Source organism: Nocardiopsis sp. CNT312 (genome assembly GCF_000515115.1).
In the GTDB taxonomy this organism is placed as follows: domain Bacteria; phylum Actinomycetota; class Actinomycetes; order Streptosporangiales; family Streptosporangiaceae; genus Nocardiopsis.
Window position 1 is genome coordinate 1 of record NZ_AZXF01000017.1, and the last position, 17,250, is coordinate 17,250.

14 protein-coding genes and 5 pseudogenes are annotated in these 17,250 nt (G+C 71.0%); 7 read left to right on the plus strand and 12 right to left on the minus strand.

Features of this window, described 5'->3' with window-relative positions; translation table 11 throughout:
- Positions 1-871 precede the first annotated feature (871 nt).
- A pseudogene (locus B042_RS22315) lies at positions 872-2,240 on the minus strand (IS1380 family transposase).
- Between the two features lie 220 nt (positions 2,241-2,460).
- On the opposite strand from B042_RS22315, the pseudogene B042_RS24810 reads away from it, so the two are divergent.
- Positions 2,461-3,463: pseudogene (locus tag B042_RS24810) on the plus strand (IS5 family transposase).
- A 44-nt stretch (positions 3,464-3,507) separates the two neighbouring features.
- Here the strand turns inward: B042_RS24810 and B042_RS0107875 are convergent.
- Entirely contained in the window at positions 3,508-4,431 is a 924-nt protein-coding gene (locus tag B042_RS0107875; RefSeq protein ID WP_028647837.1) for an SDR family oxidoreductase, read from the minus strand.
- 134 nt (positions 4,432-4,565) lie between these two features.
- On the opposite strand from B042_RS0107875, the gene B042_RS22330 reads away from it, so the two are divergent.
- Both B042_RS22330 and B042_RS0107885 read left to right on the plus strand, forming a co-directional pair.
- Complete coding sequence (locus B042_RS22330; RefSeq protein ID WP_051415536.1) at positions 4,566-5,165, plus strand: TetR/AcrR family transcriptional regulator; 600 nt, start codon at positions 4,566-4,568, stop codon at positions 5,163-5,165.
- Positions 5,166-5,421: 256 nt separating this feature from the next.
- On the plus strand, positions 5,422-6,954 hold the full coding sequence (locus B042_RS0107885; RefSeq protein ID WP_028647838.1) for a tyrosinase family protein: 1,533 nt from the start codon (positions 5,422-5,424) through the stop codon (positions 6,952-6,954).
- On the opposite strand, the gene B042_RS25580 is transcribed toward B042_RS0107885, so the two are convergent.
- The 4 genes from B042_RS25580 to B042_RS0107905 all read right to left on the minus strand — a co-directional run bounded on the left by B042_RS25580 (position 6,941) and on the right by B042_RS0107905 (position 9,514).
- The gene (locus tag B042_RS25580) at positions 6,941-7,300 is read right to left on the minus strand and encodes a hypothetical protein (protein ID WP_155988942.1); all 360 of its coding nucleotides are present in this window, start codon (positions 7,298-7,300) and stop codon (positions 6,941-6,943) included. The genes B042_RS0107885 and B042_RS25580 overlap by 14 nt on opposite strands.
- Before the next feature lie 392 nt (positions 7,301-7,692).
- Entirely contained in the window at positions 7,693-8,346 is a 654-nt protein-coding gene (locus B042_RS0107895; protein WP_051415537.1) for a TetR/AcrR family transcriptional regulator, read from the minus strand.
- Positions 8,347-8,397: 51 nt separating this feature from the next.
- Positions 8,398-8,529, minus strand: coding sequence for a hypothetical protein (locus B042_RS26865; protein ID WP_255342315.1), 132 nt, complete (start codon positions 8,527-8,529; stop codon positions 8,398-8,400).
- Positions 8,530-8,845: 316 nt separating this feature from the next.
- Entirely contained in the window at positions 8,846-9,514 is a 669-nt protein-coding gene (locus B042_RS0107905) for a TetR/AcrR family transcriptional regulator (protein WP_028647841.1), read from the minus strand.
- A gap of 87 nt (positions 9,515-9,601) precedes the next feature.
- Here B042_RS0107905 and B042_RS0107910 point away from each other — a divergent pair, with 87 nt between their 5' ends.
- Positions 9,602-10,336, plus strand: coding sequence for an NAD(P)-dependent oxidoreductase (locus B042_RS0107910; protein WP_028647842.1), 735 nt, complete (start codon positions 9,602-9,604; stop codon positions 10,334-10,336).
- Positions 10,337-10,524: 188 nt separating this feature from the next.
- On the opposite strand, the pseudogene B042_RS26435 reads toward B042_RS0107910, so the two are convergent.
- Both B042_RS26435 and B042_RS26440 read right to left on the minus strand, forming a co-directional pair.
- A pseudogene (locus tag B042_RS26435) lies at positions 10,525-10,792 on the minus strand (ATP-binding cassette domain-containing protein); the annotation flags it as partial.
- Positions 10,785-11,128 (minus strand): annotated as a pseudogene (locus B042_RS26440) (PadR family transcriptional regulator); the annotation flags it as partial. The pseudogenes B042_RS26435 and B042_RS26440, both read right to left, overlap by 8 nt.
- Positions 11,129-11,250: 122 nt before the next feature.
- Here B042_RS26440 and B042_RS0107925 point away from each other — a divergent pair.
- The 3 genes and pseudogenes from B042_RS0107925 to B042_RS22345 all read left to right on the plus strand — a co-directional run bounded on the left by B042_RS0107925 (position 11,251) and on the right by B042_RS22345 (position 13,961).
- Positions 11,251-12,246, plus strand: a complete 996-nt coding sequence (locus B042_RS0107925) for a DUF389 domain-containing protein (protein ID WP_028647844.1) — start codon at positions 11,251-11,253, stop codon at positions 12,244-12,246.
- A gap of 276 nt (positions 12,247-12,522) precedes the next feature.
- On the plus strand, positions 12,523-13,050 hold the full coding sequence (locus tag B042_RS24820; protein ID WP_155988962.1) for a hypothetical protein: 528 nt from the start codon (positions 12,523-12,525) through the stop codon (positions 13,048-13,050).
- 49 nt (positions 13,051-13,099) lie between these two features.
- A pseudogene (locus B042_RS22345) lies at positions 13,100-13,961 on the plus strand (hypothetical protein).
- A gap of 63 nt (positions 13,962-14,024) precedes the next feature.
- Here B042_RS22345 and B042_RS0107940 read toward each other — a convergent pair.
- The 4 genes from B042_RS0107940 to B042_RS0107955 form a co-directional block, all read right to left on the minus strand.
- Positions 14,025-14,441, minus strand: a complete 417-nt coding sequence (locus B042_RS0107940) for a hypothetical protein (protein WP_028647845.1) — start codon at positions 14,439-14,441, stop codon at positions 14,025-14,027.
- Positions 14,442-14,862: 421 nt separating this feature from the next.
- Positions 14,863-15,618, minus strand: a complete 756-nt coding sequence (locus B042_RS0107945) for a protein phosphatase 2C domain-containing protein (RefSeq protein ID WP_028647846.1) — start codon at positions 15,616-15,618, stop codon at positions 14,863-14,865.
- 131 nt (positions 15,619-15,749) lie between these two features.
- Positions 15,750-16,043 (minus strand): hypothetical protein, encoded by a 294-nt coding sequence (locus B042_RS24295; protein WP_028647847.1) that lies wholly within the window; start codon positions 16,041-16,043, stop codon positions 15,750-15,752.
- 292 nt (positions 16,044-16,335) lie between these two features.
- Positions 16,336-17,175, minus strand: coding sequence for an ACT domain-containing protein (locus B042_RS0107955; protein WP_036554282.1), 840 nt, complete (start codon positions 17,173-17,175; stop codon positions 16,336-16,338).
- Between the last annotated feature and the right edge of the window lie 75 nt (positions 17,176-17,250).

A 17,250-nucleotide genomic window follows, 5' to 3' on the forward strand; every position in this document is an offset into this window, starting at 1 on the left:
GATAAGCGTCCCAGACCTCCTGTTTGGAAATGCCGAACGGCTTGCCTGATGGCCTCTGCTCGTCCATGCGACTCCTCCCGGCCGCTTCAGCGCCCGGTTGATCCCATCAACGAACCACGGTCGAGCCGGCCCCTTCGCTCCCCGCCCCACCGCATCAAGTGGGAGGATCTCCACTACTACGAGCCNGTCCGCCTGCGCGTCCCGCGACGGTACTCACCCCCTTGCGTTTCAGACGCTTGGGGAACTCCCTCTCGCCCCGGCCCTTCCAGGACACGGCTGTGTCGGGACGCGCCATCCCACGTTCCACACGAGAGCAGCAGATCAAGATCGCGCCACCTCTGCGCCGGACACCGCCTGGCCAATACTCGGGCGCCCGCCAGACTGGTCCCGGGTTGAGCTTAAAGGCCCGGTTTCGATGTCACTTCATACCTAACGACGCTTACGCGGTGAACCCTTCACGGGGCTTTCGATGCAACGCCTTCTTGATCCCCACCTGACGCCTCTTGGGCGTCTTTTCCCTCCCGCTCACCACGACAGTCTTCAGCTAACGCAGCGGAGGGCGGTTTGAAGCCTCCTCCCGAAAAGCGGCTCCGAAGGGCCAAAATCCTTCATCTCCCGTGCAGCACCACGCTCGACCGGCCGCTACCACCGCCGATCTCCCGCATTCGTGGCACACAAGCCCCTGGTAGATGGGGTAGCCTCGATCTTTCACGAGGGGCCGTCAGCAAGCTGAGGGCCCCTTGTTGGTTCTGATACCGGACGTTTTCCGCTTCCGGGCATGGCAGGTACCCGTTCGTCGCGTCGGGTCTCGCGCGGGGTCCACCACTCCCGGCAGGGCTCCAGAGTCGTCACGGGCAGTCGGACGAAGGACTCAGATCGGGTCGGGAAGGACACGCAACCGCCCGAGCGCGTCGGTGATCAGCCCTGACCAGGGCCAATGGGAGCTGAACCGCAGCAGGTGCCTGCGGCCGGTGGACACCAGCCGGGCTGTGGTGGCCAGTAGCCGGAAGCGGAGCCTCTTGGGCTCCCAGCGCCGCTGCGGCCCGCCCAGGGCCAACAGCTGCATCCACGCCACCAGGTCCATCGTCAGCAGCACCAGTTCCATCCAGATACGGTTGGCGGCAAAACCGTGCAGCGGCAGGTTGCGCAGGCCGGTGTCCTTCGCGCAGCGGATCCGGTCCTCGGCCCGGGCCCGACGGCGGTGACGCAACTCCAGGTCGGCGAGCTGCCCGGCCGGGGTGTTGGTCGCAAAAGCGGTGAGGCGGTTGCCGTCGTGGTCGGTGATGCGCAGCTGCGCTCCGGGGTGGGGACGCTCCTTGCGCACGATCAGCCGCATCCCCTTGGGCCAGCCGGTCAGGTCGGTCATGCCGGTGATCTCCGCGAGGAAGGCCCCCTCGCGCACCTGCCCGTCGGCGTCGTAGGCCGGGGTCCACGCGTGGACGGGGACGCGGGTGATGGCGGTGTGGATGTCGTCGGTGATGGTCATGCCCACCGAGTAGGACAGCCACCGGCCCCGCCGGGTGAGCCAGTCGAGGAAGGCGTGGGTGCCGCCCGCGGTGTCGGTGCGCACCAAGGTCTTGCGGCCCCGCCGGTGGGCGCGGGGCAGTTGGGCCAGGGACTCTTTGACCACCTGGATGTGGTCGGCGGCGGTGTTGGATCCGGCGTTGCCGGGGCGCAGCAGGACGGCCAGCGGCTCACCTGTCCCTTCTTCTCCGTGGTCGAGGAGGGCCGGCAGCGGGTGGTAGCCGAAGGTCTTCTTCCAGGTGGGGGTTGCGTTCTCCTTCTCGGAATGGGAGATGACGATGGTGGCGTCCAGATCGATGGTCACCTGCCCTTGGTCGGTGGGCGGTGCGTTCTGTCCCGCCAGGGCCCGCACACGATGGCGGGTGTGGGCTCGGGCGGTGCGGATCGCCGCGACGGCTTTGTCGGGTTCGGTGGCCAGGGCGGTGATCATGCGGGAGACGGTGGGGGTCGGAGGCCACGGGCCCGTAGAGGGCGGGCTCGGAGCGCAGCGCAGCGATGTCGGCCAGGCAGGTACCGCCCAGGGCCAGGGTCAGGGCCAGGTCGGTGCAGACCTTGTCGGGCTGGTGGAGGGCGCGGGGGTTGCGCCAGCGGGCCAGGGCGGTGGCCAGGCCGGTTTTGCGGGCGGTTTCGATGAGCAGGATGGCTCCCGCGTGAGAGGTGGTGCCCGTGCCGTCGTTGGTGGCATGCACGCTGGGGTAGGGGCCGGTAGTCTTCACTTGAAAGGTGCTTCTGTTCTGTGTGGGTCAAAGGCTTCGAGAACCTTTATTGTCCCAGGCCAGAAGCACCTTTCGTGTTGGTGGGGGCACCTCGCTCATACCCGACGTGAAAGCCCGAGGTTAACGACCAAGAAAACCTGCCCACTAGGGCGTGTGTGAGGTTGTGATCAATGTTCGCGTTCCGCTGCGGAATCAGGTCCGATCGCGGTAGAACGCCGGTGTGACACGCCGACAGCTCAACGACGACCAGTGGGAACTCATCAGGCCGTACTTGCCGATCGGCGAGTACGGCCCCTACCCGGTCCGGCTGCGCGACCAGTTCGAGGGAGTCATCTGGCGCTTCCGGACCGGCGCCCAGTGGCGGGAGATGCCGAAGGAGTTCGGCCCCTGGCCCACCGTCTACGGCCGCTTCCGCGCCTGGCGGGACGCCGGCGTGTTCACCGCTCTACTGGAAGGACTGATCGCCGAGGCCGCCCGGCAGGGCAAGGCGGACCTGTCGCTGGTCAGCGTGGACTCCACGACCGCCCGTGCGCACCACGACGCAGCCGGGATGCAGATGGCGCCCGAGGTCGTGGACGCCCTGGCCGAAGCCGTGCGGGAACAGGAGCAGGCCCGGAAAAAAGGGGCGGCCCAGGGGGAGGGAACGGACAAGACGACCAGGACGGCTCCGAACGGGAAGAGCGGCGGCGCCTCGGGCGCAGACGTAGAGCCCGCCTGGAACAGGCCCTGCTCGGCAGGTCCAGGGGCGGACTGACCTGCAAGGCCCACCTTGCGTCCGACCGCAGGTGCCGCCCGCTGTCGATCGTGGTCAGCGCCGAGCAGGCCGCCGACAGCCCGCGGTTCGTGCCCGTGCTGGAGAAGGTCCGTGTCCGGCTGCCCGCGGGCCGCCCCCGCACCCGGCCCGCCGCTGTGGCCGCGGACAAGGCGCACTCCTCCCGCGCCAACCGTGCCTACCTGCGCGGACGCGGTATCAAGGCCGTCGTCCCGGAGAAAAGGGACCAGGCGGCGAACCGGAAAAAGAAGGGCCGCCGGGGCGGTCGGCCCGTCGCCTGGGACACCGGCCTGTACAAGGACCGCAACACTGTCGAGCGCATGATCAACAAGCTGAAGGCCTGGCGGGGCATCGCCACCCGCTATGACAAGACCCCCAGAGCTACGACGCGGGCCTGCATCTGCGGGCTTCGATGATCTGGATCAACGATCTCACGCGGACAACCGGATGATCACAACCTCACACACGCCCTAGACGGGCGGTACGGGGACGGGCTCAGCCCGTGGTGCCCGCCGGGGTGTCGAAGTAGTGGCTCTGGCCGAGGTCCTCGATGAGGTTGGGCTGGGCGGGCTTCCAGCCGAGGAGGTCCTGGGTCAGCGCGCTTGAGGACGGGTTGTCAGCCGAGACATGGGCACTCAGGAAGCCGAAGTGGTCCTCGGCCCGTGTCGAGGGGATGCTGGCCGTCGGCAGGTCGAGTCGGCGGCCGATGGCCTCGGCGATGTCCCGGAAGGGGATCCCCTGGTCGTCGACGGCGTGCAGCCGCGCTCCGGCGGGTGCGGATTCCAGTGCCAGCCGGTACAGGCGTGCCGCGTCGAGCGTGTGCACGGCGGGCCAGCGGTTGGTGCCGTCACCGACGTAGGCGGCGACGCCCTTGGCCCGGGCGATGGAGATCAGGGCCGGGATGAAGCCGTGGCGGTCGAGCTTGCTGTGCACGGTCGGGGCGAGCCGGACGACGGACGACCGGATGCCGCGTTCCGCGAACCCGACCACGGCGTTCTCGGCGTCGATCCGCGGCCCCGCGTCGAGGGCATCCGCCTCGGTGGCGGCGCCTTCCAGGCCGGTGAAGGCCAGCAGCATGGTTCCCGACGTGCTCACCAGGGGCTTTCCGGTGCCTTCAAGTGCGTGCCCGAGCGTCTCGATGGCACGCAGATCCGCCGCGACCGCGCTGTCGAAGTCGCCGGCGAACATGGCGTCGTGTTTGAAGGCCAGGTGGATGACGCCGTCGGCCGAGGCCGCGGCCTCGGCGAGGCTGCCGGGGTCGTCGAGGTCGCCTCTGTGCGCCTGTGCGCCGACAGCCGTCAATGCGGCTGCGGACTCATCCGAGCGGGCCAGGCCGACGACGCGGTGCCCCGCGTCGAGAAGCTCGGGGACGACGGCGGAACCGACGTGCCCGGAGGCTCCGGTAACGAATACGCGCATGGTGCATGCCTTCCCGATGCGGGTCCCGCGAGGACGGGACCTTGATGTCAGTCAATGACATCACTGTAGCACTGATGACAGTTCCTGTCGTCAGTGCAATGTCAGACCCTGCCATCGCCGTGTAGGGTCACAGCATGAGCCGATGGAAACCCGACGCCCGGGGCCGCCTGGAGAAAGCGGCACTGGAGCTCTACAACCACAAGGGCTTCGACGCCACCACGGTCGCGGAGATCGCCGACAGCGCCGGGCTCACCGAACGGACCTTCTACCGGCACTTCGCCGACAAACGGGAGGTCCTCTTCCCGGGCGGCAACCCCCTCGCCGAGACCCTCGCGGACGCCGCGGCCACCGCCCCCGCAGCGCTTTCGCCGCTCCAGGCGATCACCCATGCCCTGCACGAAGCCGCTCCCGGCTTCGAGGAACGCGCGGAGCTGGTACGGCAACGTCAGGCCGTCATCACCGCCAACCCCGAACTCCAGGAACGCGAACTGGCCAAACTCGCCGCGATCGCTTCCGCTCTCACCCACGCGCTGTGCGCACGCGGCCTGGAGGCCACCGCCGCCGCACTCGCGGCCGAAATCGGGATCGCCGTGTTCAAGGTCGCCTTCGAGCGCTGGGTCAACGACCCCGGCCGCCGCCACCTCGCTCAGCACATTCGGGAGACCCTGGACGGCGCGAGGCGCCTCACCGGGCCCGACGACGCGGGACCCACAGCCCGGGAGAGCGCGCGATGAATGCGTCGGCCCCGGTGGCACCGGGCCGGACACCGGCCATTCGCCGACACCCCTCGGAGCGGTGAGTCGGCGCAACACCGGAAACCGCACAGGAGCAACCCAGAGTTATCACTCTTAGTAACTACAATCACTCAGAGTGAGCAATCTGGGTTGCTCTCCGCTCCCTGCCGAGAACCGTGGCCTCTCTGCGACGGCTCCGCGGGGGTGCGAGGGATGCGTGTGCCCAGGTCCCGACCACCATTCCCGGAGGAACCGCATGAGCCTGTCCAGACGCTCCCTCCTACTGGCGGGCGCCGGCGCCCTCGCCGGCAGCGCCGGCCTCGGCGGCACCGCCGAGGCCGCGGCACCGGTTCGGCCTCGGCAGTGGCACCTGGGCCCTTCCGTGCGCCGGGACGTGGCCACGCTCTTCGACTCCGAGACCGGTGCCTGGCATCCGCACCTGTACTGGTACGCCAGGGCCGTGGGCTGGATGCAGCGGCAGGACCGCACACCGCGCCGGTACGACTCGTGGGTGTTCCAGTGGTACACCCACGGCAAACCCGGACCGCGCAGGGCCGGCGACCCGCCCGAGTGGGGGCAGTGCGCGCACGGCGACCGGTACTTCCTGCCCTGGCACCGCTGGTACCTCCACTACTTCGAGCGGATCGTCCGGCGCGTCATTGTGGAGGAACTGGGCCGGAGCGACCAGGCGGACTGGGCGCTCCCGTACTGGAACTACGCCCACCGGGAACCCGGCAGGGGCTCGGCGCAGTACCGCAGGATCCCGCTCCCCTTTCGGCAGCGGACCCTGCGCGGCCCCGGAGGAAGGTCGGAGGAGAACCCGCTCTACCTGCCCCCGCACGACTCCGGGGGCCGGTCCAGGGACGCCGAACCCCTCTCCCCAGCCCAGGTGGATCCGGGTGAGGCGATGGCACAGCAGCACTTTCGCCCGCCCCGGGACGCCCCCGGTGCTCCCCTCGGGTTCTCCCGCATGTTCGAGCGGCAGCCGCACGACGCCGTGCACAGCGCGGTCGGCGGACTGATGGGCCGGACCCCCACGGCCGCCGGGGACCCGTTGTTCTGGCTGCACCACTGCAACATCGACCGCCTGTGGGACGCTTGGCTGTCCGACCCCTCGCACACCCTGCCCACCGGCTGGCGGTGGCCGACGGTACGGCCCGGCCACGGCCGCCGGGGGCCCGACGAGCCCTATCTGCTGCGTGACGCGGACGGGTCCAGGCGTGTTCTGCGCGGCGACCTGTTCGCGTTTCCCTCCGACGCCTCCACCTACGACTCGCTGACCGACGGCACGGGCACGGCCGGGGCGAGGTTCGCTCCGGCCGCGCTCCCGCCACGGCGGACGGACACGCCGGTCGCGGCCACGAAGGAGGAGACACGCCTGACCGCACGGACCACCGTCACCGCCGTGCCCACACCAGGCGGGACGGAGGTGCTCCACAGGGCCGCGGAAGGCGACCGCGGCGGCCGGGTCCTGCTCACCTTCGAGGGTGTGCAGGCCTCCCGGGGTCCCTGCCCGCCCTTCAGCGTCTTCCTCGGCGACGACCGGCAGGACACCGACCCGAGGGGTTTCGCCTTCGTGGGGTTGCTGACCTTCTTCGAGAACGTCGGAGGGGGGCCGCACGGGGAAGGGCTGACGTTCAGCTTCGACGTGACCGAGAAGCTGCGGTGGCTGAGGGGTACCCCGGCCTGGTCCGGGGACGGGGTTCCGGTGCTCCGGGTGCTGGCCGACAGTCCGTCGGCGGCCGGCTCCGGCCCCCGGTTCGCACGCGCCACGTTCACACTGGTCTGACCTTCGGCCCGGCCGCCAAGCGAGGCGCTACTCCCCCACCGACGCCTCCCGGGCAGCCTCCTGGGTGGGCGGCCCAGGAGGCGAGCGCGTCGGCGGCGGGGCCGTCCGAAGGTGCGGGGCCGCCGTTGGGGGATGGCGTTCTCGCCGAGCAGGGGCCCGCACCGATCGGGGCCTCCTCGTACTGCGGGACGTCCACGCGGGAAAGGACGCCTCCGGGCCGCAGCACACCGTAGGACACCTCGTAGGCGGGCATGCGGCCGACCGCCTCCGGGGCCGCGCGCGAGCCCTGGCCGCCGGTCGGCTCCATGGCCTTGGCCAGGCCCTCCCCGCCCCGCTCGGGGACCACGTCGGTGGTGCCCCGCCCGATCCCCGAGGCCGGTACCGGCCTCGGGGCGGCCCATGAGGATGATCCGCTCGGCGCCCTTCCGCATGGCCTCGAGCACGGCCGAGAGCCCGGCGGCTCCGTCGCCGCCCGCGCTGACCGTCTTGCCCGGGGCGACCCGGGCCATGTGGACGGCGTGGCAGACGTCCGGCAGCGTCAGCGGCGACGGTAGCGGGTCAGAGGCGACGGAGACGGGCGCCTTGACGGGGCCGCCGTCGGCCTGGGGCACGCCGGACGGCCTCGGCCTGCTCGGACCCGGCGACGCCCGCACCCTGCCCGAAGGCCTGCGCCCCGGCACCGGCGGCTACCGCCGGATGGCCGAGCGGTTCCTCGACCGCGCGCTGCCGGTGCCGCGCTCACTCCGAGCCCGGCCGGTCAAGCCCTGCGGCGAGGGCGGCGAACATCTCCTCCACCCTCTCGTGCAGAACGGCCAGGGAAGGGGCGGCGCCGGTGTCCTCGGCCTGGTCCAGCCACCCCTCCACGATGACGCGCATCGCCGTCAGAGCCGTCGCCGCGCACAGATCGGGGTAGAGATCACCGGGCACGGCCCCGACGCGCTCGGCGACTGCCTCGGAGAGCACCTTCTCCTGGGCGGAGAACACGGCCAGCCGCTGGGGTGTGAGGGAGGGCGCCCGCACGATCAGCCGCAGAGCGCAGACCCGTTCCCGACCCAGGTCGGTGTCGGGCAGCACGGTCAGCACGGCCTGGCGCAGGGCGGTCAGAACCGATTCGGTCCGCGGTCGGTCCCGGAACCCGGCGATGAGCGACTCGGCACTGAATTCCAGGGGCGCGACGATCGCCTCCTCCTTGCCGGAGAAGTAGTTGAAGAAGGTGCGTGGGGCGATGTCGGCCTCGGTGGTGATCCGTTCGACGGTCACCTCCTCCACTCCGTGTCGCTCGACCAGCCGCAGCACCGCCTCCAGCAGCGCGGCGCGGGTGGCCGCCTTCTTGAGCTCCCGCCGTCCGGCACCTGCCAGAACCGCGGTGGCCGACCGTGCTGACCGAACCACAGTGACGCCCTCCCCCACGACCGACTTGTCGGCCAGACTACGGGAGGGCCGTCAGGACCAGGTCTCGGGCAGGGAGCGCACTCCGAGGACAGGCCTCTCGTCGGGCAGCGGCACCTGTTCGGCCGGGACCGCCGGGCGCAGCCCGGACAGGCGGTTCAGCGGCTCGCCCAGCCCGGCCTTCATCTACGCCCGTGCCGAACGCTGGCCCAGGCACTGGTGGACGCCGTGGCCGAAGGCCGGGTGGGAGGCACGTGGCCGCCGCACGTCCAGCGGGCCGGCCCCCTCGAAAGCGGGCGGTCGCCTCGGGGCACACAGGGGGTGGGGCGGCGGTGCCGTTCCACAGGTGCGCGGCCTCGATCACCGACTCGCTCACACCGGCGCCCTCGCACAGGACCGGGAGGCCCCGTGGGCGGGTGCCGACGTAGGCCCGCACGATGTCCCCCGCGAAGTGCCCCATCGCGCCCAGGACGCTCAGCGCGACCAGCCGAACGGGGACGGGTCAGCGCCAGTGCTCGCGCCGCCGCGACAGCCCGTCGAGGATCAGGTCGAGCCCGATACCGAACTCCTCGGAGTAGTCGTAGCCGGCGGCCCGGTCGGCGATCATCTCGGCCAGGTGCGGGAACTCTTCCCGGGACACCCGCTGCGCCATGGATCCCGCCACGTCCTCGAACTCGTCGGGCGAGGCGAAGGGCAGGCTGAGCTCCTGGAGGGTGAAGCCGTAGACGTAGCCGTCCAGCACGGAGAGGGCGTGTGCCGCACCGGCGACCGAGAAGCCGTTCGACCTCAGGCAGCCGATGACCGCGTCGTGGTGGCGCAGGGTCGCGGGTCCGGGGCTGGCCCGCGAGTCCATCAGGCCGACGGCCCACCGGTGGCGGAGCAGGGCGCCGTGCGCCGAGGCCGCCCGCCGCCGCATCGCCTCCTGCCAGTGGGCACCCTCCGACGGGAGTTCGATCTCGGCGAAGACAAGGTCGACCATGCCGTCCAGGACCGCTTCCTTGTTGCGGACGTGGTGGTAGAGCGACATGGCCTCGACCCCGAGCCGCCTGGCGAGCCCGCGCATGCTCGGCACACCGGTGCCCGACTCGTCCGCCATGGCGACCGCCGTGCGCAGTACCGCTTCCTCGCTGAGCGGGTCGCGGCGCGTCGCACCATCCGGCTCTGTGACCACAGGTCTCCCTTCCTCGTGCGCGAACCTTGACAACCTTACACCGCAAGGCTTTAACTTACGATGTAAGTCGAGAGTGGGGAGAGGGCGATGGCACACGGAGAACGGGCCGGACTTCCGGGGACGGGGAAGAGGATCTGCGTGGTCGGCGCGTCCGGGAAGCTCGGGCGCCACATGGTGCGCCACGCGCTGGAGCGCGGATACGGGGTCACGGGGGTCTGCCGGGAGCGGAGCACGGACAAGCTCGCCGAGTTCGAAGGCCGGATCACGGTGGTCCCCGGCATGACCGACGACCGGGCGGTCATCGCCCGGGCGGTGGAGGGGTGCGACGCCGTGCTCACGGTGCTGGTGCCGTGGGGCGTGCACCACTACGCCTCCGGCACGGCCCAGGCAGTACTCGACCACGCGCGGCCCGGCGCCCGCCTGGTGTTCTCCTGCGGCTGGCACATCAGCCTCGACGGCAAGGACGTGTACAGCCGCCGGTTCAAGCTGTACGAGGCCGTACTCGGGCGGCTGGCCAAGCTCCTGCGCATCATAGACGTGGGCGACCAGGTGGAGGCGTGCCGACGAGTCTTCGACAGCGGCACCCGGTGGACGGTGGTGCGCGGCAGCGACCTGGAGGAGGGCGAGAGCCAGGGCCTGCCGGTGTGGAGCCGACACGTGGGCGACCCCGTCCTGGCCAGCAACATCACCCGGCGCGTGGACTACGCCCGCTTCATGGTCGAGGCGGTGGAGGACGAGTCCCTCGTCCACGAGGCCCCGGCCATCGTCGGCAGGCTCACACCCTCGGCCCTCGCCCACGCCGCTGGCACCGGAGCGGTGTGAGCGGCCGGGCCCGGTGAGGCTGGCTCAGGCCCCGGAGGCGGCGGGAGGGCCGCCGGTCAGCGCTCCGGCGGCCCTCCCCGAAAGGCCGGCTCAGTCGAGCAGGCTGTGGAAGTGCGCGAGAACGCGACCGCTGTCCGGTTCCAGGCCGGTGGACAGGCCGAACGCGTGGATGGCCTGGAACACCGCCATCTCCCCGCCCGGCGCCGTGGCGCGGCCGCGCACCGTGGCGGGACGACGTTCTCCAGGCAGGACAGTTCGGGAACGAGCTGGCCGAACGGGAAGAGGAACCCGAACTCGGTGCGGCGCAGGGCACTGAGCCGGGTGTCCGGCAGCGCGGCGAGGTCGGTCCCGGCGTAGCCGATCCGGCCCGTGTCGGGGGCGGACGACCCCGGCCAGGCAGGACAGGAGGGTGGACTTGGCGGAGCCAGAGGGGCCCGTGACGGCGACGATCCCGCCCGCGTCCGGGGAGAGCGGGCACGACCTTGGTGTGGAGGGTGCCCTGGAGGTGGGGTTCGGGGCTCTCCGCGCGGGACAGGCACCGTTCGACGTCGGTGGCACCGGCCTCGGTGACGGCGTGGCGCTTGCGTTCGGGGCCGGAGCCGTGCCCTCCCGCCTCCACCTCGACAGCCCGTTGCGGAGCAGGCGGGAGAGGGTGGCGTAGACCCGGCCGCAGGCGAGGGGTTCGGCCGCGCCGAAGCGCTCGTCGCCACCGCGCTTGATGTCGTAACCGTGCTGGGGGCTGGTCTCCAGTAACCCGAGAAGGGTCTGCGCGAGTGGCCTGACCGCGACCATGCATACCTTGTGTGCATAGTGGCCGCCGAGACTGTGGATCCACAGCGCGCACACGGCGCGAAGACCGCGGTCCCCGACGTGTCACCCCTGGTCCGAGCGGCACCGGCGGCGATACTCGGCCCATGCTCAGCGCAATTCTCGAACGCGTCGTCCCCGAGTCCCAGCGCAGGACCGTGGACGAACTGGCGGAGGACCTCGACCTGTCCGTGGGGGACGCGCGGGCCAAGCGCTCCTCATTCTGGACCATGCTGCTGCTGTCGTCGGTCATCGCGGCTGCGGGGGTGATCACCGACGCGACGGCCACGGTGATCGGGGCGATGATCATCGCCCCGCTGTCCACCCCCATCATGGGGATGGCGCTGGGTTCCCTGCAACGGCGCGGGACCGGGTCGTTCAAGGTCGTCGTCCTCGGCTGCCTGATGGTGATCGGGGTCGGCACGGTGATGTCGCTGTCCCTGCCCCAGAGCTACGACCTGCTCTCCAACAGCCAGATCTCCGGCCGCACGTCACCGCGCCTGATGGACCTGCTGGCCGCCATCGCGACGGGTTTCGCGGGTGCCGTCGCACTGGCCCGGCGCGACGTCGCGGCCGTGCTGCCCGGGGTGGCCATCGCCATCTCCCTGGTTCCACCGCTGATCGTGGTCGGGGTGTGCCTGGAACACGGGGCGCTGTGGCCCGCGCTGGGCGCGCTCGTGCTGTTCCTGTCGAACTTCTTCGGCCTGGCCACCGCGGGCATGGTGGTGTTCGCGTTCGTCGGCTACGGCCCCGGCGGCGCCAGGCGCAACACCGCCCGCCGGACCCGGGCCGTCCTGGTCCTGCTGTTCATCGCCGTGTTCATCCCCATGGCGGTCAACACCACCACCACGTTCCTCATCGCCTCCTGGAGCGGGCACGCCAAGAAGGCGGCCGAACAGTGGCTCTCCGAGACCCCGGGAGCCTCCGTCAGCGACGTCGACATGGTGTCGAAGACGATGTACATCGACGTCCGGACCCCCGACGACCTGCCGTCGACCGACGACCTGCTCACCGCGCTCAACGGAAGGGTGCCGAGCGGCGTGCACGTGGTGGTGGAGAGCGACCACGGCGAGGTCGTGGAAGCCGGGACCGTGGGCGGCTGAGAATCCACCGAAATCCCCCCGAACAACCATGAACAAATCAGGCATGCGCAGCAATTCATACTGCTTTATATCTAAGCCTGAAATAGGCCATGAACTGGGAAGACAACGAAATCAAGGACCAAAGGAGATGACTTCACGGTAGTGGCACCATCGGCCCCGAACATGCCCTACGCTTCTTCTCGAAAGAACCGAACATAAGAATGACCCCGCAGCGTTTCTCAGCGCTCGGGGCCGTGGCCAGCAACTACAACTCTTTTCACGACAAGGATTGCCGACATGGCTCAGTTTAGCGCTGCCCTCCTCCGGTCCTCCCTGCGCGACCTCGTCGCCCCCGCGCGCGGCCGCCACACACGCCGCCGCTCCGCCCGGGTCCGCCACTACGCACCGGCACCCGCCCCAGCCGCCCCCGAGTCCGGGGCACCGCAGGCCGCAGCACCTCCCGCGCCACTCCCCTCCCGCCCCCGCAGGGTGCCGCCCCTCCGGGAAGCCGCCCCCGTCCGGCCCTACTACACCGCCCACGAGCGCGAACTCGCCTACGCACAGAGCCACCCGGCCCGCCGCCTGCGCGCCCGCGCCGCCACCCCCGGTCCGCGCCGCGCCCGGGTCCCGACCGCCCGACGCCGCGCCCCCTACACCCCCGCCCACGCCGCACCCGCCTATCCACAGCTCCCCGCGCCGCGCCCGGCCTTCACCGGGGACCTGCTCGCCGCACCCCTGGAGCCCCGCCCCGGCGAGTCCGACGCACCCCCACGCCTGGTCCGCCGCCGGCAGGACCGACGGAACCGCGCCACAGCGGCCGCCTGACCCCAGAACCAGCCGCCTCCCGCCCCCGAAGGAACACAGGGGACACCCTCTGCCCACCCGCGAACACGAGATCCCGCTGCGGATCATCCAGAACCAACCCGCACTGGCCCCCGCCCTGCTGGAATCGCTCGGGATGGACGTGCCACCGCACACCGAGATCCTCAACACCAGCTCAGTCCTCACCGACTGCGACCCCAGGGAACTCAACAGCGACGGCGCCGTCCTCCTCCGCGACGGCACACGCGAGGTGATGGCCGTGGCCGTCGAACGCCAGATGGGCCGCGACCTCGAAAAGCGCCTCACCTGGCCCGCCTACCTGGTCAACCTGCACACACGCCTGAAGTGCCCCACCCTGCTGGTGGTGCTGTGCCCCACAGAGGCCCTGGCCCGCTGGTGCAGCGCACCGATCCGCACCGGCCACCCCGGGTTCGACCTGGTACCGCTGGCCATCGGCCCCGAACGCATGCCCGTGGTCACCGACCCGGACCAGGCCCGGGCCCTGCCCGAACTCGCCGTGCTCTCCGCCCGGGCGCACGGCGGCACCGACCCCCGTACCCTGCGCGCGGTCGTGGAGGCACTCGACTCCACGGCAGGCGACAACCGTGCGTTCTAACTATGACTATGTGCTGGCCGGCCTGAACGAGGCCGCCCGGAAGGAGCTGGAGGGCATGATGGCCGTGGAAACCTACCAGTGGCAGAGCGGCTTCGCCCGCAAGTACGTCGGCATCGGCCGGGAAGAAGGCCGCACCCAGGAGGCCGCGAGCAGCCTTCTGGTCTTCCTGGACGCGCGCCGCCTCACCGTCACCGACGACGTCCGCGCCAGGATCACCGACTGCACCGACCTGGAGACCCTCCACACCTGGATGCGCCGCGCCGCCACGGTCGACCGCCCCGAGGACCTCTTCGACTGACCGTCGCCCCGACGGCTCCGGGAACGGTCCCGGAGCCGTCGCGCGTGCCGTGCCCGGCGCTGCTCAGAGGTAGGTGCGGTGGATGCGCCGCCAGGCGTCGACCCAGCGGCGGCGCTCGCTCTCGTCCTCACCGGCGCAGGCGGTCACGAAGGCCATCAGGAACACGTAGCGCGGCAGCCGGTGCCCTTCGAGTACGTCCTGGAAGGTCGCGGCCTTGACCGCGCCGCCGCACAGGTACTCCAGGTCCCGGTAGGACCAGTCCCCCGCCCAGACCAGGTAGCGGCGCATGGTGAACAGGAACTCGGCGGGGGTGGTGGCGTGCGTGGGGTCCGGGCGGTGGTGGTAGCCGTCGCGGTCGCGCACGCGGACGGGGCGCTCGACGACATGCCCCGTGGGCGTGGCGAGCAACTGGTCCAGCCAACCGGTGCCCGCGAGGGATTTCTGGGGGCCGGTCGGCTCGAGGACGTCCGCAGGGCTCACACCGTCTCCTTTCCAGCGGGTGCACTCGGGGAGCACGGACTGTACGCACCGCCGGAGGGACGGGGTGCGCGTACGTGTCAGGGAAGAGGAACCGGGATCAGGGGGGTGGACGCTGCGGAGCGAAGCCCGACTGATCGGTTACGGAGAAATCTACCGGATGGACACGACACGGAAAAGTGTCCGGCGCTCCGGGGGGGTCGAAACGTCGCGAACCTTCCGGACGGAACACGCCGTTCAAGGCCGTCATCGCTGCTCAACGGCCCGAAAAGTACCGAGAAAGAACGATAGGGCGTTCGGGCGACGCCACCCGGAGAATGCGGAAGATCACTCCTTCTGCTTCTCCTGTCAATAGGGGATCAGGAGTTCCTCATACCGAAAAAGATAGATCCAAAATTACGAATAAAAGAAGACCGAAACCCACTCACGGAGACCGGGTGACCACCGTGGCGTCGTCGTGGGCCTTCCCCCGGGGGTGGCCTCTCCCCTCCGGATCGGCCCGCTCCAGTGTCCGCACCAGGTCCACGAGCGCGTCCGGCCCCTCCGTCATGACCAGTGCGAACGCCTCCTCCCATGTGCACGCGCCAAACACCTCGACCGCCCGGGCCGCCCCGTCCGTCATGGCGGCGAACCGCCCCGGCGACAGGGTCCCCGTGACCGCCTCGTCGGCCGCCCTCGGATCGGCACCCGCCGTCCAGAACCCCCCGGGCACGTTGCGCAAGGTGCGGACCGGAACCGTCCCGCCCTCCGCGGCCAGCCGCCGCCGCAGGTCGTCCAGCCGCGTGTCGGCCACCAGTCGGACCCCGTCCCCCTGCTCCACCAGCAGCACCGAGTCGGACAGCACCAGGTACTCCAACACGTCGGCGCGTACCCGTACCGCGACGACCGTGACCGACGGGCTCTCCTGACGGGTGAGGTCGCAGGTGTCGGCGTGCAGGGCGGCAACGCCGGTGATCGCCCCGGCCAGGGCCCCGTTCAACGGCAGCCCCGTTTCGATCCCGGCCAACAGACGCCCCCCGAGCGCCTGCGCGAACCACGCCACCCCGTGCGAGCAGCCGTTGTCGATCCCCGGCGGCGCGGTCACCCCGTCGAGGACCACCGCGCAGTCGGCACCCACCGCGGCGAAGTCCTCGTTGGGGTGGTCGTCCCGGCCGGGCCGGGAGGCGGTGCGGAAGGGCATGCCCGGCTCCTCTCGTCTCACGCGTGCGTCCGTCCCCGCCGGTACTCGGCCAGCAGCTTCGCCCGTTCGGGTGAGCATGTGCAGCCGATGCCCTTCATGCGGCCGCGACGGGCACGGTGCGCGTCCAGTTGTCAGGACAGGCACCGGTCACCGAAGGGCTGCGCGGCGTCCGCGCGGAACAGCACCGGCCTCTCCTCCGCCCGGGTGCGCCGCTTCGAGCCATCAAGGCCGCGGTGTCCGGCCTTGAGGTGGGCCTCCAGGATGGCGCAGACGTGGGCGGTCCTGCGCACGCGGTGGATCGCGGGCCGGTCGGACAGCCCCATCGCCTTGACCCCGCCGCAGACCAGGTACCGCAAGGGGGCCTCGGCCCGCGCCCCGCTGTGGTGGGCGCGGCGCGAGACGTGGTGGGCCACCCGGCCGCGCAACGCCAGCGTCTCCCGCGATGCCGCCTCCTGGGCGGCATCGCGGGAGCGGCTTGGCCTGCACGGTGATCTTCACAGTCGAACGCGCCAAAGGGAACGGGCGTCCCTGCGGGGCGGAACGGTCGGCCCCGCACACACCATTGGCACGGGGATGCTGGCTCCTCACGAGAGGAGGTTGAAGTAGTCGGGCTCGGGACCGGGGGATCTCGGACGCGCTCACGTCCGTGCGCAGCCCATCAGAAAGCACCGAACACCGGGTGACGGACGCCCGGCCTCTGTATGAAGGGCGTCACTCTCAGGAGCGGCGGGCCCGTGCCCGCAACGACTCCGACACCCGGACCAGGGCCCGGCAGCGGGCGAACTCCACGGCGGTGAACGGCACGCCCACCCGGCGCACCACGAGGACGCCGCCGTCCGCGGCGGCCAGGGCCATGGTGGTGCCGGAGGCGTCGTCGGCCTCCATGCCCTCCGGCGGCGCGTCGACGCGCTCCACGTCCTGGGCCGAGGCCAGGGACAGCAGGGCTCCCTCCAGCGTCATGGCACCCTCCACCAGGGCGCTGACCAGTGCGAGTGTGCGACTCGTGGTGTCACTGAGCTCGTGGACGTCGGCGGGGCGCACGATCGCCTCACGCGCACCGGTACCGTGGACCACCGAGTACAGGTCCTCCTCGGCCAGGTGCGCCGGGGCGTTGACGAGGAACTCGTCGGTGGTCTCCGCCCCGCCCGGGTGGACGTGCATGTGCCTTATGTCGACCCCGAGGGCGGCGAAGCGGGCGGTGAGCTCGGCCAGCCCGCCGGGGACGTCGGCGAGGGTGACGCGCACGCTCCACAGCCGCTCCCCGGACTCGGGTGTGCGGGGCCGGGGGGCGCGCGGCGGACCCAGGCCCACCGCGCGGGCGCGCTTCTTGGCCCCGCTGCGGTGCCGGTGCCAGCGGTGCAGTGCGGTGGCGGCCACGAGGAGCGCCCCCATGGCGATCAGGAGCTGGACGCCGTGGTCGCTGTGCCCCAGGGAGAGCACGAGCACGTGCGCGGCCCCAGCGGCGAGGAGGAGCACGCCCAGGTCGAGCGCCTCGCGGCCGAGGAAGCCGGGGCGCGTGTGGTCATCGGATGCGTGGTGGCCTTCGATATCGTCCATACCGTTCACGGTGCCCGCCGCGCGTTGCGGCGGTTCGTCACTCTGTGAAGTCCAGGTAACGACTCTGCGTGAGAA

Excerpts from the sequence above, each read along its gene's own strand:
- B042_RS0107875 (WP_028647837.1), bottom strand. The coding sequence starts at position 4,431 with ATGCGCGTATTCGTTACCGGAGCCTCCGGGCACGTCGGTTCCGCCGTC.
- B042_RS22330 (WP_051415536.1), top strand. The coding sequence starts at position 4,566 with ATGAGCCGATGGAAACCCGACGCCCGGGGCCGCCTGGAGAAAGCGGCA.
- B042_RS0107885 (WP_028647838.1), top strand. The coding sequence starts at position 5,422 with ATGAGCCTGTCCAGACGCTCCCTCCTACTGGCGGGCGCCGGCGCCCTC.
- B042_RS26865 (WP_255342315.1), bottom strand. The coding sequence starts at position 8,529 with ATGAAGGCCGGGCTGGGCGAGCCGCTGAACCGCCTGTCCGGGCTGCGC.
- B042_RS0107910 (WP_028647842.1), top strand. The coding sequence starts at position 9,602 with ATGGCACACGGAGAACGGGCCGGACTTCCGGGGACGGGGAAGAGGATC.
- B042_RS0107925 (WP_028647844.1), top strand. The coding sequence starts at position 11,251 with ATGCTCAGCGCAATTCTCGAACGCGTCGTCCCCGAGTCCCAGCGCAGG.
- B042_RS24820 (WP_155988962.1), top strand. The coding sequence starts at position 12,523 with ATGGCTCAGTTTAGCGCTGCCCTCCTCCGGTCCTCCCTGCGCGACCTC.
- B042_RS0107945 (WP_028647846.1), bottom strand. The coding sequence starts at position 15,618 with ATGCCCTTCCGCACCGCCTCCCGGCCCGGCCGGGACGACCACCCCAAC.
- B042_RS0107955 (WP_036554282.1), bottom strand. The coding sequence starts at position 17,175 with ATGGACGATATCGAAGGCCACCACGCATCCGATGACCACACGCGCCCC.